Here is a 23,586-nt window from a genome sequence, read left to right as displayed (position 1 = left end):
CAATAATCTATGGTTCAATTTTTAAAATCTGAATCATTTCATGGCTATTTGCTTGTTTCAATTTAATTTGGTTTAATTTTGAAAGTTCTAATATTGCCAGAAAAGTAACAACAATTTCATCAACCGTTGTTGTTATTTCAAAAAAATCACTAAATATTAAACTCTTATTTGAATTTAGAATGATTTTTTTTATTTCTGATATTTTATCAGAGAGTGATGCTAGTTGCACATTAATTTTTTTCTCAATTGGTTGATGATTTATTTGCTTTATTAAAACTCTTTTAAAAGCATTCTCAAGTGTTTCTAAATCCAGGCCAGGTATATCAAGTTGAGGTTTATCAAATCTATTTTTAGGAATACTACTTTGTTCCTTAGAAAAATAATTCGCACGTTTATTTTCCCTGACGCTCAACTCTCCAGCCGCCTCTTTAAAAATTTGATATTCAATTAATTGTTCGACTAGACTTGCCCTTGGATCAGTTTGAGTTTCCTCTACATTGGAAAATTCTGCCGGTAATAACATTTGACTCTTAATTTTCATCAACGTTGAAGCCATCACTAAATATTGACCAATCACATCTAATGACATATTCGTAGTATCTTTAATAATAGTTAAATATTGCTCTGTTATTTCTGAAATTTGAATATCATAAATATCCATCTCAGAATCTTTGATTAAATGCAGTAACAAATCAAGTGGTCCTTCAAAAGAGGTTAATTTTAATGTTACCTGACTAATAGATTTAAATTTTTGACTCATTTTTTTGCATTTCCCATTTTTCAATTAATTTTGTAGTATCAATTGTACCCATGATTTTTTTATCAGGATATAGCGATAATACAGCGTTCAGAATCAAAAAACTAACTTTTTTATGTCTTTCATCTGGACTCAATGATATTGCCCGAACTACGACAACGTTGCCATCATTTTCAATACCAACTATACCAGTAAAATTACCTGCCTCATTTTTCCAAAGATACAAATCTCGATTTTCTGTATCTTGATAACCTTTAATTGCTAAATTAATTCTAGTAACATCCTTCAAGTCAGGTATAAATGACAACAAGCCCATCGCAATTTTTTCATAATCATTCTTATACTTAATAAGCATTATTGTTCTCCTCTACACGCACGGCATTCATGAGACAATTCATATATTTAAAAATAACTAATATACTTGTTTGTTACCGATATATTAATTTAACGTTGAACTAATAAATTATATTTTCAAATAATTTTATTTATTATCTCTTACCTACTAAAATAGTTTTCTATTAATCATCTGTTTCGTTAATTAATTCATCATTATTAGTTTCAAATTCCTCAGGCATTTTTATTAAAATAAGATTACCATCTTCTTGTTTAACATAACGCTCTTTTAGCAGATGTCCAACAGCTCTCTTAAATTGACCTTTGCTGATACCAAAATATTCTTTAATGTCTTCTGGATTACTTTTATCAGTAAAAGGTAATGTTTTTTCATCATTATGACTTAATGCAGCAATCAACATTGCTGCATCATCACTAATTGCTTCATAGGCACGTGGTTTGATAGATAGATTAATTGTACCGTCAGTTCTAATTCCAATTACACGTCCTTCTAATACTTGACCTAATCTAGGTTCATTAAATCTTTCAGATGGATGGATAAATCCAAGATAATCATCATCAGTAATTACAAAAGTTCCAATCATTTTTAAGCGAATAACTGTAAATTTCATATTTTTATTTTTTAATGAGTCATCAGGTTTCTTAGCAATTGATCGAAACATTTCTTCGTCCGCAACATCACCCCAAATACGATCTTTGGCATCAATTTTAAGTCCAACCATTAATCGATCACCAGCTTTTGGCCAAAGTGATTTCATTTCTGGTAAATCATCTAGTGAAACTGCTACATCTTTGTCTGGTAAACCAATGTCAACGAAGACACCTAAATCTCTTCTAACTTTTACAACGTCTCCGAATGCATATTGATCAATGCCAGCTCTAGGAATTATTGTTGATAAACTCAAATCATGATCTTCGTTCTCATACACAAAGCCTGTAACCATCGAACCGTTCGCTAATTGACTGTTTTTTTCATCTTTCAATAAATGCATTGTTATACTATCTTTTTGTACTAAAAATTCTGTATCATTCTCATCAGTTACCATTGCGGTAACAACTTGTCCCATTATTGAACTCATTTATTTCTCCCATTCAAAAAAATATTATTTTATATTTCTTTATTCATATTTTAAAATTACATACTCACATTTTACCTGATATTAGGCTTAATAGCCAATTGAATAGAAATATTGTGTAATAAAAAAGGGGCTGTGACATAAGTCTCTTCAATATGATATTAAACAAGTCTCCCGAAATCTTTTTTGATTTCGGGAGACTTGTTTCTTTTTACTACTTTTTAATATATTATCTAATTAGAAAAATAAAAAGGAACACTGGCCTTCGACCCCCAATGCTCCTTAATTTAATCCTCGAAAGGACTTAAAAATGCAAAATTATTATAACATAAATCAGACTTGTTTAGCCATCTCAACTGACTATATACCAGAAAAGAATAACACTGCGTGTTATATCAATACGCTAATCGAAAAATTAGAAATAAAAGAACCTTATCTTTTTGGTCGCCCCCGTGAATATAATCTTTCAGCTTTATTGAAGTTATATCTTTTTGCTATAACTCGAGGTGTTTTTAGTAGTCGTCGGGTCGCCTTACTAGCACAAGAAAATTTATCGGCACGTTGGTTAACACAAGAGCAAATGCCATCTTACCGAACTATTGTCCGATTTAGAACGTCGAATGAATTAACTGATTTAATTGATCGCAGTTTAGATACCTTAGTCGAATATTTACGACAACAAAATATGATTAGTGATGCCATCTTTATTGATGGTACTAAGGTTTTGGCTAATGCTAATAAATATAGTTTTATTTGGAAAAAGAATACAATACGTTTTGATCAAATGAATCGCGAAGCGATTTTAGAGCTACTAGTTGAATTAAAAACAGCGCATGCTGCTTGTAAAGTCCCAGAAGGCTCCAATCTAACACTAGAAATGATTGAAGAAGTTATCGATCGACTTGATCAGAAATTAGTAGCATTAGACCAGGAAGTTTCAAGAACTAAGAAGATAAGTCCCAATCCAGCTAAAAGAATTCGAAGAACCCTAAAATCTAAGAAGAATCAATTAACTAAACGCCAACATAAATTAAGTGAACATGAAGCACAAATGAAAATATACGGTACTCGAAATAGCTATTCTAAAACTGATCATGATGCAACTTTTATGCGTATTAAAGAAGATCCAATGTTAAATGGTCAACTTAAGCCAGCTTATAACTTACAAATTGCGACCAGTAACCAATTTATTTTGGGCTACCAATTATTTCAAAATCCAACAGATACTAGAACACTTCAACCGTTTCTTAAAACGTTAAGTACTCATAATAAATTAGATAAATACATTGTTGCCGATGCCGGATATGGATCAGAATCAAACTATCGTTTCATTGAAGATGAATTACCAAATCAAACTGCTATAATTCCTTACGGTACCATGATTAGAGAACAAAGCAAAAAATGGCGAACTGATGATAGAAAAGTTATGAACTGGGATTATCATGAAAATAATGATTACTATATTGATCCGCACGGCGTGCGATTTAACTTTAAAGCGTATCGGAAAAGAACCGATAAATATGGAATAGTTCGTGAATTTAAAGAATATCAAGCAGAGTTACTAGATGAGAATCAGATAATTATTCCTGCGGCTAAAACACTTAGAGGTGCACGTCGTAAGATTCAAGTTAACGGATCTTGGGAATATTTTAAGGCACAACAATGTGAACGACTTTCTGAACCAGAAACGGGTCAAATTTACGCGCACCGTAAAATTGATGTAGAATCCGTTTTTGGTCGAATGAAGGCCTCTTTGCCGTTCAATCAATTTCTATTGCGAGGGATTGAGAAGGTTAAAAAGGAAGCAGGTTTGATAGTAATGGCATTAAATATCCAAAAATTAGCCAGTTTAGGAGGTAAATAATACTTCTGTTTTCTATATTTTTTTAAATAAAAAGAAATAAGGCTCCAGAAATCAAAAAATGATTTCCGGAGCCTTATTTTGAACTTTATTGAAGGGACTTATGTCACAGCCCCTTTTCCAATTTTAAAATATTCAAGTAAGGATTGATACAACCTGATCAATATTATCTTAATTAGTCAATTATATTCATGATTAACCCAATAACATTTTTCGTCACCAATGTCTTACCGATATACTAACTTAGGTTCATCATGTACTTGAACCTTAATATAATTAGTCTACTAATTGAACTTTCAAACTGTTTGTTGTTCCTTTTTCACCAACTGGAAGACCAGCAGTGATTAAGATAAGGTCACCTTTTTTAGCGAAACCTAATTCTTTAGCTTTTTCAGTTGCTAAACTAAACAATGCATCTGTTGATGCTGGTTTTTCAGCAATGATTGGGTGAACACCCCAGTTAACTGATAAACCATGACGAGTTTGTTCGTCAAAAGTAATAGCTAAAATATCTGAGTCAGGACGGTATTTAGAAATCATACGTGCTGTTTGACCAGATTTTGTAGCAGCGATGATAGTTTTAATACCTAAGCTATCAGCTGTTTCAGCAACAGCACGACCAATAGTTTCAGTAACATCATTTTTGTCAAATTCATTTAATGCAAATGAGCTATGTGCACGCAATGCATTTTCAGATTTTTCATCAATACGAGCCATTGTTGCAACTGATTCTACAGGGTAGTCACCATTAGCACTTTCACCTGAAAGCATTGTTGCATCTGTTCCATCAAATACGGCATTAGCAACATCAGATGCTTCAGCACGTGTAGGACGTGGGTTTTCTTGCATTGAATCAAGCATTTGAGTAGCAGTAATAACTGGTTTGCCCAAAGCGTTACATTTTTTGATTAAGTCTTTTTGAACTAAAGGAACATTTTCAGCAGGAATTTCAACACCCATATCGCCACGGGCAATCATTAATCCTTCAGAAACTTCCATAATAGCATCAATATTATCGATACCTTCTTGTGATTCAATCTTAGGGAAGATTTGAACATGTTCCATTCCTTTTTCTTCAAGTAAAGCGCGGATATCTAAAACATCAGCTGGTTTACGTACAAAACTTGCAGCAATGAAATCAATGTTTTGATCTAAACCAAAACGAATATCGTCTGAATCTTTTTCAGTAATACCAGGTAAGTTAATTGATACACCAGGAGCGTTAACACCTTTACGTGAACCTAAACGACCAGAATTCATAACAGTTGTTACTAATTCGTTAGCAGCTGTATCAATTTCATCAATTCTCATATCGATAAGACCATCATCAAACAATACGTGGCCTCCAACATGAACATCTTCAATTAAACCTGGGTAAGTAACAGCAATCTTTTCTTTTGTTCCTTCAAGTGAATCATCCATTGAAATACGAACAATATCATTAATTTCAAAGTTGATTTTACCTTCTTTTTGAACAGTAGTACGGATTTCTGCACCTTTAGTATCAAGCATGATACCAACCATTTTACCAGTAATTTTTTCTGCTTCATGAACTAATGTCATACGACCTAAATGTTCTTCATGGTCACCATGAGAAAAGTTGAAACGGAAAACATTAGCACCGGCTTCGATTAATTTAACAATTGTATCAAGATCTGAACTGGCTGGACCAAGTGTACTTACGATTTTAGTTTTTTTCATTAGATTATGATCTCCTCTTAGTTTACTTATTATTTATAAATAACAATAACAGTATTATATTATTTTGGTGTTGAAAGTCGTGTATTTAAGTCTAAAAGACTCAAATCTGTATGATGTTTATGTTCTTCAAGCGTTGCAACAATATCTTCAGCAACTAATTTGTTGTCTTTAATACCAATTGCTAATCCGCCTTTACCTTCCATAAGAAGTTGAACAGCATAATCACCAAAACGACTTGCTAAGACACGATCTTTGGCAGTTGGTACGCCACCACGTTGTGTATGGCCTAAAATAGTCACACGTGTTTCAAAATTACCATATGTGTCTAATTCAGCAGCAAATTCACTAGCTCCCATAACACCTTCAGCTAATACGATAATTCCTGAATCTTTACCATGTTCACGGTTACTGTTGAGCTTGTCTGCAATTTCTTGCATGTTATATCCTTTTTCAGGAATAACAATAACATCAGCACCACCAGCAATACCGGACCATAAAGCAATATCTCCAGCATTTCTACCCATTACTTCAACGATAAACGTACGTTGATGTGAACGAGCAGTATCGCGAATACGATCAATTGCATCAAGAGCTGTGTTAACAGCTGTATCAAATCCAACTGTGAAATCTGTATCAGGAATATCATTATCGATTGTTCCTGGAATACCAACAGCGTTAAATCCACGTTTTGTGAGTGCTAAAGCACCATGGTATGAACCATCCCCACCGATAACAACTAAAGCATCGATACCGAACTTTTTAAGTTGTTCGATACCTTTTAATTGTCCTTCAGCAGTTGCAAATTCAGGATAACGGGCTGAATATAACATTGTTCCACCGCGTTGAATAACATCATCAACGTCAGCATATTCAATTTTATGAATATCGCCAGCAACTAAACCAGCAAAACCATAATTAATACCGTATGCTTCTAATCCTTCACCAATTACACGACGTGCAACAGCACGAACTGAAGCGTTCATACCTGGCGCATCTCCACCACTTGTTAAAATACCAATGCGTTTCATTTCTTCACCTCAATAAGTAATTTAAGTACATATTTCACTCACTATATTAACACTTTTCAGAAAAGTTGTCTTGTTAAATGTGAAAATATTTTCAGTATTTTCAAGAATAAATTACTTAATGACGACATTTTCAGAACCTAATATTTTTGTAAGCGCTGTATGTGTTTCTTTGTCGTTCCTTAACCAATAAGTTCTATCTAAACTAATTTTACGATTGTCTTTTTCATAGTACAAAATAACCGGTGTTTGACCTAACCTTATTTTCATGGTTTGCATTAATTTTTCTATTTTTTCATTTGTTGTTTCTTTAGTAATCTTCAAAAACCATTTTTTTTGAGTTATTCGTTTAAAATAATCATCTGCTAATTCTATTTTTTTAACAATAATTTGTAATCCTCTATTTGTTTCAACATCCCCCGAAACGACAACGACCTTATTTTTTTCAAGTAAAGATTCTTTCTGTCGAAATAAATCAGGAAATATTGTCAAATCAATCTCACTTGTTTCATCCGAACCATTTACAAAGGCCATTTGTTGACCCTTCTTTGTTCGAATAACTTTTACTCTCGTAAGATTAACTAAAATGGTTACATGTGTCTTATCAGATATTTCCGATATTTTTTTAAAATCGCTTTGATTTAGCTGTTTCCGATACTTCTCAACCGGATGTCCCGAAAGATACGCACCTAAATATTGTGATTCTTTTTCTAATCGAACCATTAATGGAAAGTTTGATTGTCTTGCTATCTTAGGTGTTAATAATTCAAATAAATTAGTATTATTTCCACTTAAATCAATACTACTAATTAATTCTGGTAGAGCACTAATCAACTCAGCACGATTATATTCAAATTGATCAAAACACCCAGAATATATTAAAGCTGAAATATTTTCCTCATTTAAATATTTTTTATCTATCCGATGCAGGAAGGATTGGAAATCTGTGAACAATTCTTTTTTCCGTAATGTAATGATATGTTCAATAAAGTCTTTTCTAAGTCCTTTAATACTATTTAATCCAAATAAAACAATATTTTGTCTTAAACTAAAACCTACCTCGCTCATATTAATATCAGGTAATTTAATTATTACATGATATTGCTTTGCTTCCACTAAGTATTCTTTTATTTTTTGCGGATTATTACCAACGGAATTTAAAATAGCTTCAAAAAATGCAGCTGGAAAATTAGCTTTAATATAGGCTAATTGAAAAGCAATTTTACTATAGGCAACGGCATGTGAACGATTAAATCCATAATTAGCAAACTGCTCAATATAACTATAAACTGTTTTAGCTACATCTTCTTGAATTCCATTATCATATGCCCCATTGATAAACTGAGTACGCATTTCATCAATAGTCTTTTTTTTCTTTTTACTCATTGCTCGGCGTAGTAAATCAGCTTCACCAAGTGTAAAATTACCCATCTTTGATGCGACCTGCATAACCTGCTCCTGATAAACTAATACACCATAGGTTGACTCAAGAATTTGTTTTAAACTATTGTCCGGAAATGTTATTTTTTCAAGATGATGTTTTCGTGCAATAAATGTATCTATATTTTCCATCGGACCCGGCCGATATAACGCATTTACAGCTGCGATATCTTCAAAAGATGTTGGTTGTAATTTTTTTAAAACATTTTTGATACCATTAGATTCAAATTGGAAAACACCGGATGTATCACCTAATCTAAAAAGAGCTAATGTTTTTTCATCTTCTAAATTAATGAATGCTGGATTGAAGTCTGCTTGATAATTCTTTTTAACCTGTGTTACAGCTTGATCTAAAATATTTAAATTACGTAGACCTAAAATATCGATTTTTAATAAACCAACATTTTCAACTATATCTTTAGAATACTGCGTTAAAAGAATATCCTCACTTCCATTTTGTAACGGAACCACTTCTCGTAAATCAATTTGGCTCAATACGACCCCTGCTGCATGCGTAGAGTAGTGTCTTGGAATCCCTTCGATATGCTGCGCAATTGTAAAAATATTTTTATTTTTGGAACTATCATTAACTAAATTACGTAATTTTTGTGATTGTGCTAGCGCCTCTGTCAACGTAATTTTCAAAACATTTGGAATTGAATCACTCCACCCTTTCATTTCAAAAGGTGATACACCAAATACTCGACCAACATCCCTCAAAGCCTGTTTTGCTGCCATTGTGCCAAATGTAATAATTTGAGCCATGTGATAATGTCCATATTTTTGATGTAAATAATTAAGGATTAGTCCACGTTTATCATCTGGAATATCTAAATCAATATCCGGCATCTGAACACGTTTTGAATTCAAAAAACGTTCAAACAATAAATTATATTTAATTGGATCAACATCCGTAATCGTTAAAACGTAGGCTGTGATCGATCCAGCAGATGACCCTCGTCCTGGGCCAGTTATAATATTTTGCGAATGAGCATAGTTCATAATATCCCAAACGATTAAAAAGTAATCTTCAAATCCCATTTGTTGAATAACGTTTAACTCAAGTTCTAATCTTTGTTTATATTCCTTAGGTACACCATTTGGAAACCGCTCATTTAATCCAGTATTACACATACTTCTCAAATAACTATGTGCTGTTTCATTATTAGGTAATGGATACTCAGGTAGTTTGGGTTGTGAGAATGTTAATTCCAGAGACGTTTCATCTGCTAAATTTTGGGTTTCTTGAATTGCATCTGCCATTAGCAATTCTTGATATTGCTCCGTTATCTCTTTTGGATTTCTTAATGCATATTCTCCCTGAATTTGTTCATCAACTTTATTAATTAAAATCGTTTCACCAGTACTAATTGCCTTTAACACATCAATATCAAACTGATTTTCAGCATCCAAATAAGCTACTTCATCTAGCGCAATTACACGAATATCAAAATTTTGAGCTAAAGATTTAATTGATTGTGCCGTAATTTTATCCATTAAGTGAGATAGGCCAACTCGAATATTTTCTGAACCTATTAAGCTTTGATATTTGGCTAATAATTCTTTTGCATCGGATATTTGACTTTGTTCAATTAAATAACTAAATTCACTTTTTTCACTAGGTGATAATATAAATAAACCGTCTAAATAGTTAGTTAAACTACTAAAGTTTAACTTATCATCATTTAAGGTCATTTTTAAGGTCGATAATTGCATTAAATTTTGATAACCTTGTTTATCTTTTGCAATAAAGGTCAATTCATATTCATGGTTTGTTTCGATTAAACCGGAGATATCTAACGTTAGTCCGATAATTGGCTTAATTTCAGCTTTTTGACAGGCATTATAAAAATCAATTGCACCATACAATGTATTATTATCTGTTAAGGCAATTGCTTTATAGCCTTTACTTTTAGCACTTTGAACAAGATCATTAATTTTAGTGGTGCTTTGTAATAAGCTGAATGAACTTTTAACTTTTAACGGAACAAACATTTTATCCCCCTTTTCACGTATCTATTAATGTTATTATACAAAACTTTTTAACAATACCCAATAGACACTAAAAAGCTTTTGCAAAAATAATTATTTGTGCTAAAATTAGCTTTGAATGTGAGGTGCTGTTCTATGATGAAACAATTAACAATTCTCTTTTGGGGCTTCATTTTTGGTGAAGTAATTGGTTATATCGTAAGCTCACTAACTGGTACATTGTTTGCACCAGTTTTGTTAATCGGTATTATTTTTGCAGTTACCGGCTTAATTGTCGTAAATTGCCTCTACGCCATTCTCAAAGATCCTAAATCAGATAAATAAAAAAAGATAAACTAATTAGTTTATCTTTTTTTTGGCTTTATAAGACTATAAGGAAAAATTTGAGAAAGAAAGGTCTCAATATGTCCTCTAGTTTAACTCATCCACACTATTTAATAATACCTATTTTGTTTCTTCAGATACTAATTTTATAATTTCTAGAACAACATCCGTTGCTTTTTCCATTGTTTCAACTGAAACAAATTCAAATCGCGCATGCATATTTTCTGCTCCAGCAAATATATTTGGTGTTGGTAATCCCATGAATGAGATTTTTGAACCATCTGTCCCACCACGTACTGGATAGATATCCGGTTTAATTGCTAAATTTTCCATAGCTTCTTTAGCAACAGTCACAACAGTCATATCCTTCTCGATTACTTCACGCATATTGTAATATTGATCTACCATATCAATTGTCACACGTTCAGAATCAAAATCAGCATTCATTTTATCAGCAATACCCATCATATACTTTTTGCGATCTTCGAATTTTTGGCGATCATGATCACGAATAATATATACCATTTTTGCTTCATCAACTGTACCTTCTACTGAAATTAAATGGTAAAAACCTTCGCGGCCTTCAGTTTTTTCAGGTACTTCATCTTGTGGTAATAATGAGTCAAATTGATTTGCTAACTTACTTGCATTAATTAAAACACCTTTAGCAGTTGCAGGATGAACTTCCTTACCTTGAATTGAAACGACTGCTTGAGCAGCATTAAATGTTTCATATTCTAATTCACCTAATGGTCCACCATCAACAGTGTAAGCTAAATCAGCTCCAAAATCGGCTACGTCAAATTTATCAGCACCTACCCCAATTTCCTCATCAGGTCCAATACCAACTTTAATGTCACCATGCTTAATTTCAGGATGTGCAACTAAATAAGCTACAGCAGTAATAATTTCAGCTACTCCCGATTTATCATCTGATCCTAATAGTGTTGAACCATCTGTTGTAATTAATGTATTGCCTTTATAATTTTTTAAATTTGGAAATTCTTTAATAGTTAGTTTAAATTTACCATCATCGTCAAGATTAATATCAGATTCGCCATCATAATTTTCAACGAATTGGGGGTTAACACCCTCTGCTGTAAATGCAGCTGTATCCATATGTGAAATAAAACCAACCGCTTTAACGTTTTTACCAGCTTCTAAATTACTTGGTAATGTTGCTAAAACATACCCACTTTTTTTAGAAATACGTGCATCCTTTAATCCAATTTGTAAAAGTTCTTCCTTTAATTCTTTCGCAAATTCAACTTGAGTTTGCGTTGAAGGAGTTACCCCTGAATTTTCATCAGAACGAGTTTCTACTTTAACATACTTAATAAAACGTGGAATTAATTCTTCATATTTTGTCATGATAGCGTATCTCCTAATCTATTATTTAATATCTCTAATCATACTCTAATTTTAAAATTAAATAAACTGAAATGGATCTGTATTAATATCTGATTCAATAATCTCAATTTGCCAATTATTTTCTAGATTCCATTCTCCAAATAACCGTTTCAATTGTGCTTTACAGATACTTTCAACATGATGGCCCGGATCAATAACTGACAACCCTTCTGCTAACATGTCATGAGCCGTGTGGTAGTAGACATCTCCTGTTACGTAAACATCCGCCTGCTGCTTAATTGCCTCATGATAAAATTTACCACCATCACCACCTAGAACTGCAACACGCTTAATTGATTGCGTCAAATCATTAGAAATCAGTCTTAATCCACTTATGTTAAATTGCTTCTTACAATATTCAGAAAATTCAATAACAGTCATAGGACTAGTTAAATTTCCGATTCGACCCATTCCATAATCTGAACTATTTGTATGCACTAACGGGATTGTTTCTTGTAATTTTAAACGACTCGCTAACCAATCATTCATCCCACCTGTAACATTGTCTAAATTAGTATGAGCTGCATACACTGTTATATTATGACTCAATAAATCGGCATACATTTTATTTTGAGGATTCGTAGTATCCAAATTTTTTGCCGGTCTAAATATTAATGGATGATGTGCGAAAATAAAATCTACATTTTTATTAATTGCTTCTTGGACAACTTCTGGACGAACATCTAAAGTTGTCATTACTTTAGTAACAGTATTATTAATATCACCTAATTGTAGGCCTACTGGATCACCAATTTCAGCCATACTTTTTGGAGCAAATACTTCGAATTGATTGACTAAATCAATAATTTTTGTCATCCCAGCATCTCCTCAATTTCTTTGATATCAACTTCTAATATCCTTTTTTTATCAATAGGAACTTTATTTGCTGCCTCAAAATTTTTTAAAACTTTACGCTTTTTTTCCATTTGCTTGTGCCATTTAGCTTTGAATACATCGCTTTGCTCAATTCTTAATTTAGGTCCATACTTTAAATCTAATATCGAGTAGCTCATTTTAGTGTTAACTTTCTCAGCAACAATAATTTCATAGACATGATGGTCGTCTTCGACAATATCTTCATCAATAATTTGATATGAATGATCCATTAACCATTCTCTTATTAATTTTTGTCCAACATTAGGTTGAATAATTAAACGACGGACACCCGTTAATTTTTCTAAATCGGCAGTAAATATATCCTTTATTAAAGGGCCACCCATTCCGGCAATTGTGATAGTATCAATATTATCGTCTAATTTAATTGCCTTTAACCCATTAGCTAATCTTGGCATTATCATGTGGTCTAATCGTTCTGTATTAATTTCTGTTACGGCATTTTCATAAGGCCCTTTAGCTACTTCTCCAGCAACAGCATATGAAATAATTTTATTAATAGCTAAATACGCAGGTAAGTAAGCATGATCCGATCCAATATCGGCCAATCGTGCATTTTTTGGTACAAATTTTGCAACTCGAACTAATCGATCTGATAAATGTCGTGCATCCATTTCTTGATCCTCTTCTTTCGTATCTTATCTTTTCTTATTATAACTAAAAAAGGACCATTATAAAACAGGTTTCGTTTTATAATGGTCCTTAAATTTTTTATTCTAAGAAATCTTTTAATTGTTTTGAACGAGATGGATGGCGTAGTTTACGTAATGCTTTAGCTTCAATTTGACGAATACGTTCACGTGTCACTCCAAACACTTTACCAACTTCTTCAAGTGTTCTTGTGCGACCATCATCAAGACCGAATCTTAAACGCAGAACATTTTCTTCACGATCTGTTAATGTATCAAGAACATTTTCTAGTTGCTCCTTCAAGAGTTCATAAGCCGCATGGTCAGCTGGACTAGTTGCATCTTGATCTTCAATAAAATCACCTAAATGTGAATCATCTTCTTCACCAATTGGTGTCTCTAATGAAACAGGTTCTTGAGCAATTTTTAAAATTTCACGAACTTTTTCGGCTGGCATAGCTGGCATATCCATTTCAGCACCAATTTCTTCAGGAATTGGTTCGCGAACAAGTTCTTGTAATAATTGGCGTTGAATTCTGATTAATTTATTAATTGTTTCAACCATATGAACTGGAATTCTAATTGTACGTGCTTGATCAGCAATAGCACGTGTAATTGCTTGTCTAATCCACCATGTCGCATATGTTGAGAATTTAAATCCTTTACGATAATCAAATTTCTCAACAGCCTTCATTAATCCCATGTTACCCTCTTGAATTAAATCAAGAAATTGCATTCCACGACCAACGTAACGTTTAGCAATTGAAACAACTAAACGTAAATTAGCTTCTGCCAATTTTTGTTTTGCTTCTTCGTCGCCTTCTTCAATTTTTAATGCTAAAGCAACTTCTTCTTCAGCTTTTAAAAGGTTAACACGACCAATTTCTTTCAAATACATTCTAACTGGGTCATTAATTTTTATTCCAGTTGGTGCTGATGTGTCTTTTAAAGCTTTCTTTGTAACTTTTTCAGCTGCTTTTAAACTATGTTCACTTGGGTTTCCCTCTTCATCAACAACAGCAATACCAGCATCTGCGACTTTTTGAAGTAATTTATCCATACGATCAGCATCTAAATGGAATGGTGTTGCTAGTTCATCTGTTAAATTATCATACTTAATTTCTTTTTTTACTTTATATTCCTTGATCAACTTCGTTTGTGCTTTTTTAAAGCCTTTTTCGTCAAATTCTGATTCTTCAACTTTTTCTACTTTTTTTACCATTAATAATTCCTCCCTTAGATGGATGTTCGTGGTACTTGTTGTTTTTGATATAATGCAATTAACTTAACTGATAATTCATTGGTTAGTTCTGTATTGCCAAGACGATTTGCTTCCATAAGATCTGATCGAACTTGATTAATTGATTGTTCCATCGGCGAATCATTCATAATGACGGACACACAATCATCAAATTCATCCTCTGAAGACTCTTCTGCAACTGTCATCAGCTCTATTTGCATTAAAAATCTCTTTGAAGACTCTTCTGGCAAGTAATCTAAAAAACTAGCAATTTCATATTGCTCATGTAATTCTAAATAGCCTTCAGCTAACGTATATATTAACTGATAACTATCATGAACAAAACTAAAATCATCAATTGATCGAATTTTCAGCCAAGCTGTATGATCATGTAATATACGATAAAGCAATAATCTTTCAGCTCTTTCAACACGATCAATTTTTTCATCGCTCATGACCTCTGAGCGATTTTCTACAGGTGGTTCATCTGTTCGAACCCTTGGAACTTGATTAACTTGTTGCACTACTTTTGGTTGAACGGCAACTAAATCAATTAACTGTTGTCTTAGAATTCCTTTATCAATTTTAAATTCATCTGCCAACTGATTAATATAAATATCTTGCTCAAACGGCGTTTTAATTGTAGTTAAAACTTGTAGTACTTGATCAATATAATCAATTTGCTCACTTTCATTTTTTAAGTTTTTATTTCGTTTCAAAAAATTCATTTTGAATGAAATAACCGTCTCTCGAGCAGAGTGAGCTAACTCCAGAAACGCTTCTTTACCATTTTTTTTAACAAACTCATCAGGATCCATACCGTTAGGAATGGCTAGCACGCCAACTTTCATTTTTGTCTGATTCGCTAGCAGGTTCAAAGCACGATTTGTTGCATTTTGCCCGGGTTCATCCCCATCATAACAAATATTTAATTGTGATGTTGAACGTTCTAACAAATAAATTTGTTCATTTGTTAAACTTGTTCCCATAGAGGCGACACCATTTTTAACTCCAGAGCGGTATGCTGCTAAAACATCCATAAATCCTTCGAACAAAATAACATTTCCTTCTGTCCGAATTTCTTTTTTTGCCAAATCGTAATTAAATAGAATCTCTCTTTTATTAAAAATAGGCGTTTCAGGACTGTTTAAATATTTAGGTAATTCTTTATTTTTTTCAAGCAGACGACCTGAAAAGGCAACAACTTGACCATTTTGATTTCTAATCGGAAACATCACTCGATCAATAAATCGTTCACGCAAATCACCTGTTTGATTTTCAATAAATAGTCCAGACTGCCTTAATAATTGATAGTCTACTTTCTTTTCCTTAAAAAAATCTTGTAAGACCGATTTCCCAGGCGCAAATCCAATTTGGAAAGTTTTGATAATTTCATCCGTTATACCACGATTATGCAGGTAATCTAATGCCTTTTGACCCATTTCTGTATTCATTAAAATGTGTTGATATAATTTAGCACCGTCATCATGAATTTGCTTTAACTGACGATTTTCAGTTGATTCTTGTGTCCTTGCTGACTGAGATTCAGAATATTTACTATCGATATCCATTCCTGAAAATTCTGCAACTTTATTGACAGATTCTGGAAAGCTAAGTCCCTCTAGCTCAATTAAGAACTTAAAAACATTCCCACCTCTTCCACAGCTAAAACAGTGAAAAATTTGTTTCTCTTCGCTTACAGAAAATGAAGGCGTTTTTTCTTCATGAAATGGACATAAACCCATAAAATTACTACCAGATTTTTTTAATCCGACATACTGACTAATGATATCAGTAATATTCACACTAGTTCGCACCTGTTCAATTACGTTTTCGGGTATTCTCATTCCAACTACTCACCTCCAAAACTAACGATACGAAGTTACCTATATTTTGAGTACCCATAATAATAGCATTTATTTGACATAAATACAATTATTAGCTTCAAGTAATAGACACTTTTGTCAAATATGACTATTCTGATTCTATTACCAAACAAAAAAGGAATTTATCTTCACAGATAAATTCTCATTTTTATATTACTTAATATTTAATTTACTTAAATTACCTAATTTTGAACTCATCTTAGCAATTAAACTCAATTGATTTAAGCGATTATTTTTAATTTTTGTATCATCAACCATAACCATTGTCTGGTCAAAATAATTTTCAATTAGCGGACGAATCTCGCTTAATGTAGTATATAACTTCTCTGACGTTAAATCTGCCAACTGACTTTGGATTATTTCAACTCGTTCAAATAAATCTTTTTCAGCAGTATTATCTAATAATACTTGTTCAACAACTAGATTAGTTGCCTCATTTTTATCTGCTAGCTTTAATACACGATTGATTGCTTCAACGGTCTCCTTGAAATCCTTATCATTTTTATGATTTTCTAAGGTTACAGCGGCCTCTGACATAACTAATAAATCTGCATCTGTACTTTCAACAACACTTTCAATTACATCATAACTGACGTTTTTATTTGAAAGCCATTGCTTCATACGATCATTAACAAAACTTAAAATATCTTTATCATTTTCGCCAACAGTCATCTTGGTAAATAAATCTGGATGTATCGTTGCCAATTCCTTAATATCGTTCAGTACCTCAAGTGGTGAAAAATGCCACTGACGATCTTCAACAATTCTAACTATCCCAAACGCTTGACGACGAAGTGCATAGGGATCATTTGATCCAGTTGGAATTAATCCAACTGAGAAGAAACTTGACATGCTGTCCAACTTATCAGCAATTGCTAAAACTGCACCAATTTTTGATTTAGGTAGTTCGCCATCAGCACTAATTGGCATATAGTGTTCAGAAATTGCTTGTGCAACAGTTGGATTTTCGCCCATTAGCAAGGCATATTTCTCACCCATAATTCCTTGAAGTTCAGAAAATTCTCCAACCATCCCTGTTACCAAATCAAATTTATAAATTTCACTTGTTCTTTGTAAAAGAGATAATTCATGGTCATTTAAGCCAAGGCGTTTACCAATGATTTGTGCCATTAATTGAACACGTTCCATTTTTTCAGACATTGATCCAATTTTATCATGGAATGTGACATTTTTTAATCGCTCTACATAATCATTAATCGTTTGTTTTTGATCTTCTTGGTAGAAAAATGCAGCATCTTCCAATCGTGCTGTAAGAACCTTTTCATTGCCTGCTTCGACGTTAGCAATGTTAGCTTCTGTCCCATTACGAACTGAGACGAACATTGGTAAGATTTCATCGTTTTGGCCACGCACATAAAAGAATCTTTGATGGTCTTTCATTGAAGTCATTAGAACAACATCAGGAATATCTAAATATTTCTTATCAAAATGACCAGAAAATACTGTTGGATATTCAACTAAATTGTTAACTTCTTCCAAAAGATCCTCATCAAGAATAATATGCCAGTCTTGATTATTTTCAAGATTAGTAATTTGTGTTCTAATCATTTCTTTTCGTCTATTAGAATCAACGATTACATATTGTTCTTCTAATTTTTTAACATACTCTGTTACTGAGGCTAAATCTACAGCTTCTCCTAAAAAACGATGGCCTTGCGTTTGGCGGCCAGATTTAATATTTAAAATACTGAATGGAATAACGTCACTATCAAGTAACGCAACTATCCAACGAATTGGTCTAACATATTTAAAGTCATAATTTGCCCAGTGCATCATTGTTGGGAATGTCATCGCTTCAATCACATCTTTAATCTGAACCAAAATATCTTTGGCAGATTTACCAGCGATAAATTTATTTACATAGACATACTCAACGCCTTTTAATTCTTTAAACGTTATATCGTCTGTTGTTACTCCTTGTCCACGGACAAAGCCTTTTGCAGCATTAGACCAATTTCCTTCATCATCCATGGCAATTTTCTTTGCAGGTCCTTTAGCTTCTTCTTGAATATCTGCTTGTTTATCAGCCAAACCAGTCACTTCAACAGCTAAACGTCTGGGTGTTGAGAATGCCTTTATTTCGTCAAATGATAACCGTTGCTCTGTTAAAAAGTCACCTACACGTTTAGCCAATTGATTTTGGCTAGGTGTAACAACATGAGCAGGAATTTCTTCTAACCCAATTTCTAATAAAAAGGAATGTGTCATCTTATTTATCCTCCTTTAATAATTTACTACGAAGTTTTTCATCTTTTAGTAATGGGTAGCCTAATTTTTTACGCTCCTGTACGAAAACTTTAGCAATTGATTTAGCCATATTTCTAATTCTTGCTAAATATCCAGCACGTTCAGTAACAGAAACGGCTCCTCGAGCATCTAATAAATTAAATGTATGACTACATTTTAAAACATAATCGTATGCCGGATGAACTAACCCATTGGCAATCTGTTTTTTGGCTTCTGTTTCATATACATCAAACAAATTAAATAACATTTCTTGATTGCTTTCTTCAAATGAATATTTAGAATTTTCATATTCTGGTTCTTTAAATATGTCGCCGTACATGACCCCATCAGCCCATTCAAGATCATAAACACTCTCAACATCTTGAATATATGAAGAAAGGCGCTCTAAACCATAAGTAACTTCACTAGTGACGGGATGTACCTCTAATCCACCAACCTGTTGGAAATAAGTAAATTGTGTAACTTCCATACCATCAAGCCAAACTTCCCAGCCAACACCAGCACAACCCATTGATGGGTTTTCCCAGTTGTCTTCAACAAATCGAATATCATGTTCAGCTGGATCAATACCTAATGCACGCAAACTATCCAAATATAAATCTTGAATATTTGCAGGAGATGGTTTCATCACAACTTGAAATTGATGATGTTGGTACAAACGATTGGGATTTTCGCCATAACGACCATCTGCAGGACGTCTTGAAGGTTCAACGTATGCAGCATTCCATGGTTCTGGTCCAATTGCACGTAAAAATGTGTAAGGGCTCATAGTTCCAGCACCTTTTTCTGTATCATAAGCCTCCATTAACATACAACCCTGATCAGCCCAGAATTTTTGTAATGTCATAATAATATCTTGAACAGCTAACTTTTTTGACATAGTATTCCTCCTTATTTTTAAGCACAAAAAAACCTATGCAGTCTTATAGACCACATAGGGACGATTTTAATATCGCGGTTCCACCCTACTTCTGGTTCAATTCAACCAGCAGCTTCATTAACAAAGGACTCCGAAAATGCCAATAAAAATAATTAATTACTTAGCTTGCACTAATCCTAAGTTCGCTTTAATAACTATTCTTACCCTTTTTCATCATAATCCCGCTATTTATTTCTCTATAATCATAGTTTAGAAATAAGTATTTGTCAATTATATTTCAGTATTTTTCTTTAATGAGACTGGCCAAGAACTGATTCCATCGATAAATTTTTTACTTTTCAAATTTAATCCAACACTATTATCATAAATAACATCAATAATACGACGTAATTCCTTTTTGGTACTCTCAGCAACCTTGATTGAATTTAATTTATCAAGATTCACTACAGAAAATTGTCTCAAATAAAAAATTGTTTTTTGAGTAGCATGAAGTCGATTATTATCAAGATACCAATGTTTAGAACACAGTAGCCCACCGTAAGATTCTGAATAATCAAATTCTCCCTGCGTTTCGCCACCAACTGCACAGACCTGCAATTGAGGCTGTACACCAAAAACTGTTAATAGCTGAATTTCAATAATATTTGTAATAATTTCTGGATCAAATTCTTCGTTAATCAATCGAATTGCTGTCACAACTTTTCGGTACCAAACAGAGATGGGTTCGTTATCTTTGAATGCAGCATCAATTAAACTAAAAATATAAATGGTATAAGCATTACTGATTATATCCTGTGAAATCGTTTGAAATTGTTCAAACTCTTTAGCAGTATTAATAAATGATAATCCGTTGTCATTTATACTCCCACTGTAAGTTCCGATTGTAAATGGTAGTAAAGCAGCAGATAATTTGAATCCTCGTTTTCTAGCACCTTTAATAAAAAACATTTTTTTACCATAACGATCGGTTAAAAATTTCACTAAAAGATCACGTTCTTTATATTCTTTACGATAAAGTAAAATCCCTTCAAAATCTGCATTATTCTGAACGATACTATGCATCCCCTTTCCATGAGCAAATAAAAATCGGAACAAAAATTATCTTGTTCCGATCATTAGTTACTTCTTAATAGTCATCTTCACGGTAACCAAATGCTTTTAAATCAGTCTGTTTATCTCGCCAATTTTTTTGAACTTTAACCCAAAGTTCCAAATAAACGCGATCACCAAGCATCGTTTCGATATCTTTTCTAGCTTTAACACCGATATCTTTTAACATTTTACCACCTTTACCAATAATAATACCTTTTTGCGTTGGACGTTCAACGATAATTGTTGCAGAAATGTGCAATTTTTCTTCGTCCTCTTTTTTTATATCTTCAACCAAAACGGCAACTGAGTGAGGAACTTCTTCTCGTGTTAATTGTAAAACTTTTTCACGAATTAGTTCACCCATAACAAAACGTTCTGGATGATCTGTAATTTGATCTTCTGGGTAAAACTGGGGTCCTTCAGGTAATTCACTAATTAATGAATCAACAAGCTCATCGACGTTATTTCCTTTAAGTGCTGAAATTGGGAAAACTTCTTTATAGTCCAAAGATTCTCGATACGTTTCCACAATAGCTAATATTTCATCAGGGTGAATTTGGTCAATTTTATTAATAACCAAATAAATTGGTTTCTTAGTATCTTTTAATCGATCAATAATAAAATTATCTCCTGGTCCACGTTTTTCTGTTGCATTAACCATAAATAAAATAGCATCAACTTCACCAAGTGTTGAAAGTGCTGATTTGACCATAAAATCACCTAAACGACTCTTTGGTTTATGAACACCAGGTGTATCAATAAAGACAATTTGTGCATCATCTGTTGTATAAATACCTTGAATTTTATTTCTGGTCGTTTGTGCCTTATCACTCATAATAGCAATTTTTTGACCCATAACATTGTTTAAAAATGTTGATTTTCCAACATTTGGTCGTCCTAAAATTGCCACAAATCCTGAATGAAACTTTTTATTTTGCATTAATTAATTCTCCTCTTATTTATGTACCTTTTATTATAATTGACTAATCAAAAACTAATTCTAACAGTTGTGGGATAAAAATAAGACATCCAACAATCATCGCAAATAGTGCCGAAAGTAAGACAGCAGCAGCTGACATATCTTTAACTTTTTTTGCAATCTCATTATATTTATGACCAGTTGTCAGATCAACCAGATTCTCTATAACTGTGTTCCAAACTTCATTAATAATAACCATACTAATGCTAAGAGCTAGCCATAGCCACTCTGTTTCAGAAATTTGAAAAATTGCCGCACAAATAGATACTAGTATCATCATGGCTACATGTTTTTTCATATTTCTTTCTTCTTTAAAAACCGTAACAAGGCCATCTAGAGAATGTCCTAGTGACAACAAAAATGTTCGATTTTTTTTAACTTGGCGCTTATCGTTTAAGGCCATAAGCATCTAATATCTCTGTTTGTAATCCAAACATTTCTTTTTCATCTTCAGGTTCCATATGATCGTAACCATTTAGGTGTAAGAACCCATGGACTGTCAAAAATCCCAATTCACGTTCATAAGAATGACCATAATCAACTGCTTGTTCAGCAACTTTTTCAGTTGAAATCATGATATCACCGATATTTTTAGCAATTTCAGGCATATCCATACCTTCATCATCAGGAAAAATAATTGGCATATCATCTCCATCTTCTTCGATTGCGAAGCTGATGACGTCAGTTGGTCTATCTACATTTCGATATTCACGATTAATTTTGTGAATTTCTTCATTATTCATTAAAGTAACTGACATTTCTGTTTCATCAGGTAATTTTATTTTCTTACCCGCAAAATTAAGAATTTCTTTAATTAATGTTATATTTTTTTCTGGTTCTGCCTTAGTGTGGTCAAAAATTTCTAAATCCATAATAACCCTCTTTAAATTCGTTTTATATGTCCCAAAGTTACTCAACTCAAATAATAGCATAAAAAAAAAGGAACTACAATTCAAGTTGAATTGTAATTCCTTTTTCGCTAATTTAATAATGATTTAACTGTCTCACTTATAACCTTACCATCAGCGCGTCCCTTAAGTTTAGGAATAACCGCACCCATGACTTTTCCAAAATCAGCTTTTGATGTTGCACCAACTTGTGAAATAACTTCTTTCACGACATCAGTAACTTCTTCAGCTGATAATTGTTCAGGTAAATATTTTTCGACAATTTTTATTTCCATATCAAGATTTTCTAAAAGATCATCTCGACCGGCATCTTTGAATTCTGCATAAGATTCTTTGCGTTGTTTTAACTCGCGAGCCAATAAAACAGTTTCATCATCAACTGATAAATCATGACCTGCTTTAATTTCTTCGTTTGTAACAGCTGCTTTAAGCATTCTTACAGTACTTAAAGTTTGTTTGTCTTTTGCTTTCATCGCTTGTTTTAAATCGTTATTAAGTGTTTCTAATAGACTCAACGTGATTCCTCCCTAGACTAGAAGCGTTTCTTAGTTGTTTTACGCTTTCTTGCTGCTTCGGATTTCTTCTTACGTTTCACACTTGGCTTTTCATAGAATTCGCGTTTACGGTATTCTTGTAATGTACCTGTTTTAGAAACGGAACGTTTAAAGCGACGAAGAGCATCATCGAGAGATTCGTTTTTACGTACGACTGTCTTTGACATAGATATCCCTCCCTCCGAGCTTGAATGTAACCGTCTTTTTATGCATTAAGTTGCATCGTCGAACTGTCCTTGTTCATTATAACTAAAGTCTTTATCGCCGTCAATAAATCTTTTATAAAATATTTGAGATAATACAAAAAATATACTTT

General features: G+C 32.8%; 19 protein-coding genes and 2 pseudogenes. 2 read left to right on the top strand and 19 right to left on the bottom strand.

Annotated features, from left to right (window positions below; all coding sequences use genetic code 11):
* Positions 1–7 precede the first annotated feature (7 nt).
* The 3 genes from AC1RP4_RS02245 to AC1RP4_RS02235 form a co-directional block, all read right to left on the bottom strand.
* Positions 8–760: a segregation and condensation protein A gene (locus AC1RP4_RS02245; RefSeq protein WP_481761349.1), complete on the bottom strand. Its 753-nt coding sequence runs from the start codon at positions 758–760 to the stop codon at positions 8–10.
* Complete coding sequence (locus tag AC1RP4_RS02240; protein WP_481761350.1) at positions 744–1,112, bottom strand: N-acetyltransferase; 369 nt, start codon at positions 1,110–1,112, stop codon at positions 744–746. Before AC1RP4_RS02240 ends, AC1RP4_RS02245 begins: the two co-directional genes overlap by 17 nt.
* A 163-nt stretch (positions 1,113–1,275) precedes the next feature.
* Positions 1,276–2,190, bottom strand: coding sequence for a CvfB family protein (locus AC1RP4_RS02235; RefSeq protein ID WP_481761351.1), 915 nt, complete (start codon positions 2,188–2,190; stop codon positions 1,276–1,278).
* Between the two features lie 307 nt (positions 2,191–2,497).
* On the opposite strand from AC1RP4_RS02235, the pseudogene AC1RP4_RS02230 reads away from it, so the two are divergent.
* Positions 2,498–4,042: pseudogene (locus AC1RP4_RS02230) on the top strand (IS1182 family transposase); the annotation flags it as partial.
* Between the two features lie 288 nt (positions 4,043–4,330).
* On the opposite strand, the pseudogene pyk reads toward AC1RP4_RS02230, so the two are convergent.
* From pyk to dnaE, 3 genes and pseudogenes are all read right to left on the bottom strand, one after another.
* Positions 4,331–5,749: pseudogene (gene pyk / locus AC1RP4_RS02225) on the bottom strand (pyruvate kinase); the annotation flags it as partial.
* Between the two features lie 59 nt (positions 5,750–5,808).
* Positions 5,809–6,777: a 6-phosphofructokinase gene (pfkA, locus tag AC1RP4_RS02220; protein ID WP_481761352.1), complete on the bottom strand. Its 969-nt coding sequence runs from the start codon at positions 6,775–6,777 to the stop codon at positions 5,809–5,811.
* A 111-nt stretch (positions 6,778–6,888) separates the two neighbouring features.
* On the bottom strand, positions 6,889–10,209 hold the full coding sequence (dnaE, locus tag AC1RP4_RS02215) for a DNA polymerase III subunit alpha (protein WP_481761353.1): 3,321 nt from the start codon (positions 10,207–10,209) through the stop codon (positions 6,889–6,891).
* A 132-nt stretch (positions 10,210–10,341) separates the two neighbouring features.
* On the opposite strand from dnaE, the gene AC1RP4_RS02210 reads away from it, so the two are divergent.
* Entirely contained in the window at positions 10,342–10,530 is a 189-nt protein-coding gene (locus AC1RP4_RS02210; RefSeq protein WP_409022496.1) for a YjzD family protein, read from the top strand.
* 120 nt (positions 10,531–10,650) lie between these two features.
* On the opposite strand, the gene pepT is transcribed toward AC1RP4_RS02210, so the two are convergent.
* The 13 genes from pepT to rpsU all read right to left on the bottom strand — a co-directional run bounded on the left by pepT (position 10,651) and on the right by rpsU (position 23,437).
* On the bottom strand, positions 10,651–11,901 hold the full coding sequence (pepT, locus tag AC1RP4_RS02205) for a peptidase T (RefSeq protein ID WP_481761354.1): 1,251 nt from the start codon (positions 11,899–11,901) through the stop codon (positions 10,651–10,653).
* 57 nt (positions 11,902–11,958) lie between these two features.
* Entirely contained in the window at positions 11,959–12,756 is a 798-nt protein-coding gene (locus tag AC1RP4_RS02200) for a Nif3-like dinuclear metal center hexameric protein (protein ID WP_481761355.1), read from the bottom strand.
* Complete coding sequence (locus tag AC1RP4_RS02195; protein WP_481761356.1) at positions 12,753–13,448, bottom strand: tRNA (adenine(22)-N(1))-methyltransferase; 696 nt, start codon at positions 13,446–13,448, stop codon at positions 12,753–12,755. The genes AC1RP4_RS02200 and AC1RP4_RS02195 overlap by 4 nt, the downstream gene beginning before the upstream one ends.
* A 97-nt stretch (positions 13,449–13,545) precedes the next feature.
* Entirely contained in the window at positions 13,546–14,685 is a 1,140-nt protein-coding gene (rpoD, locus tag AC1RP4_RS02190; protein WP_409022492.1) for an RNA polymerase sigma factor RpoD, read from the bottom strand.
* A gap of 14 nt (positions 14,686–14,699) precedes the next feature.
* Complete coding sequence (gene dnaG, locus AC1RP4_RS02185) at positions 14,700–16,550, bottom strand: DNA primase (RefSeq protein ID WP_481761357.1); 1,851 nt, start codon at positions 16,548–16,550, stop codon at positions 14,700–14,702.
* A gap of 192 nt (positions 16,551–16,742) precedes the next feature.
* The gene (glyS, locus tag AC1RP4_RS02180; protein ID WP_481761358.1) at positions 16,743–18,818 is read right to left on the bottom strand and encodes a glycine--tRNA ligase subunit beta; all 2,076 of its coding nucleotides are present in this window, start codon (positions 18,816–18,818) and stop codon (positions 16,743–16,745) included.
* 1 nt (position 18,819) lies between these two features.
* Positions 18,820–19,737 carry a glycine--tRNA ligase subunit alpha gene (gene glyQ, locus AC1RP4_RS02175; protein ID WP_409022489.1) on the bottom strand — a complete coding sequence of 306 codons (918 nt, stop codon included), beginning with the start codon at positions 19,735–19,737 and terminating at the stop codon, positions 18,820–18,822.
* Positions 19,738–20,007: 270 nt separating this feature from the next.
* Positions 20,008–20,799: a DNA repair protein RecO gene (gene recO, locus AC1RP4_RS02170; protein WP_481761411.1), complete on the bottom strand. Its 792-nt coding sequence runs from the start codon at positions 20,797–20,799 to the stop codon at positions 20,008–20,010.
* A 64-nt stretch (positions 20,800–20,863) separates the two neighbouring features.
* Positions 20,864–21,769: a GTPase Era gene (gene era, locus AC1RP4_RS02165; protein WP_409022487.1), complete on the bottom strand. Its 906-nt coding sequence runs from the start codon at positions 21,767–21,769 to the stop codon at positions 20,864–20,866.
* A gap of 43 nt (positions 21,770–21,812) precedes the next feature.
* Positions 21,813–22,211 carry a diacylglycerol kinase family protein gene (locus tag AC1RP4_RS02160; RefSeq protein WP_481763205.1) on the bottom strand — a complete coding sequence of 133 codons (399 nt, stop codon included), beginning with the start codon at positions 22,209–22,211 and terminating at the stop codon, positions 21,813–21,815.
* Entirely contained in the window at positions 22,195–22,680 is a 486-nt protein-coding gene (gene ybeY / locus AC1RP4_RS02155; protein WP_409022485.1) for an rRNA maturation RNase YbeY, read from the bottom strand. The genes AC1RP4_RS02160 and ybeY overlap by 17 nt, the downstream gene beginning before the upstream one ends.
* A 107-nt stretch (positions 22,681–22,787) precedes the next feature.
* On the bottom strand, positions 22,788–23,231 hold the full coding sequence (locus AC1RP4_RS02150; protein ID WP_409022484.1) for a GatB/YqeY domain-containing protein: 444 nt from the start codon (positions 23,229–23,231) through the stop codon (positions 22,788–22,790).
* 17 nt (positions 23,232–23,248) lie between these two features.
* Positions 23,249–23,437 (bottom strand): 30S ribosomal protein S21, encoded by a 189-nt coding sequence (gene rpsU / locus AC1RP4_RS02145; protein ID WP_057973588.1) that lies wholly within the window; start codon positions 23,435–23,437, stop codon positions 23,249–23,251.
* Between the last annotated feature and the right edge of the window lie 149 nt (positions 23,438–23,586).

Source organism: Dellaglioa sp. CoH-56-MRSF-10 (assembly GCF_056782175.1).
Note: the sequence above shows the minus strand (reverse complement) of the source record. Positions and strands in the feature narration are given on the sequence as shown.

Coding starts and splice junctions, on each gene's coding strand:
- AC1RP4_RS02160 (WP_481763205.1), bottom strand. CDS start 22,211: ATGGCCTTAAACGATAAGCGCCAAGTTAAAAAAAATCGAACATTTTTG.
- glyQ (WP_409022489.1), bottom strand. CDS start 19,737: ATGTCAAAAAAGTTAGCTGTTCAAGATATTATTATGACATTACAAAAA.
- pfkA (WP_481761352.1), bottom strand. CDS start 6,777: ATGAAACGCATTGGTATTTTAACAAGTGGTGGAGATGCGCCAGGTATG.
- dnaG (WP_481761357.1), bottom strand. CDS start 16,550: ATGAGAATACCCGAAAACGTAATTGAACAGGTGCGAACTAGTGTGAAT.
- dnaE (WP_481761353.1), bottom strand. CDS start 10,209: ATGTTTGTTCCGTTAAAAGTTAAAAGTTCATTCAGCTTATTACAAAGC.
- AC1RP4_RS02210 (WP_409022496.1), top strand. CDS start 10,342: ATGATGAAACAATTAACAATTCTCTTTTGGGGCTTCATTTTTGGTGAA.
- AC1RP4_RS02200 (WP_481761355.1), bottom strand. CDS start 12,756: ATGACAAAAATTATTGATTTAGTCAATCAATTCGAAGTATTTGCTCCA.
- AC1RP4_RS02240 (WP_481761350.1), bottom strand. CDS start 1,112: ATGCTTATTAAGTATAAGAATGATTATGAAAAAATTGCGATGGGCTTG.
- AC1RP4_RS02245 (WP_481761349.1), bottom strand. CDS start 760: ATGAGTCAAAAATTTAAATCTATTAGTCAGGTAACATTAAAATTAACC.
- glyS (WP_481761358.1), bottom strand. CDS start 18,818: ATGACACATTCCTTTTTATTAGAAATTGGGTTAGAAGAAATTCCTGCT.
- era (WP_409022487.1), bottom strand. CDS start 21,769: ATGCAAAATAAAAAGTTTCATTCAGGATTTGTGGCAATTTTAGGACGA.
- rpoD (WP_409022492.1), bottom strand. CDS start 14,685: ATGGTAAAAAAAGTAGAAAAAGTTGAAGAATCAGAATTTGACGAAAAA.
- recO (WP_481761411.1), bottom strand. CDS start 20,799: ATGCATAGTATCGTTCAGAATAATGCAGATTTTGAAGGGATTTTACTT.
- rpsU (WP_057973588.1), bottom strand. CDS start 23,437: ATGTCAAAGACAGTCGTACGTAAAAACGAATCTCTCGATGATGCTCTT.
- AC1RP4_RS02235 (WP_481761351.1), bottom strand. CDS start 2,190: ATGAGTTCAATAATGGGACAAGTTGTTACCGCAATGGTAACTGATGAG.
- pepT (WP_481761354.1), bottom strand. CDS start 11,901: ATGACAAAATATGAAGAATTAATTCCACGTTTTATTAAGTATGTTAAA.
- ybeY (WP_409022485.1), bottom strand. CDS start 22,680: ATGGATTTAGAAATTTTTGACCACACTAAGGCAGAACCAGAAAAAAAT.
- AC1RP4_RS02195 (WP_481761356.1), bottom strand. CDS start 13,448: ATGGATGCACGACATTTATCAGATCGATTAGTTCGAGTTGCAAAATTT.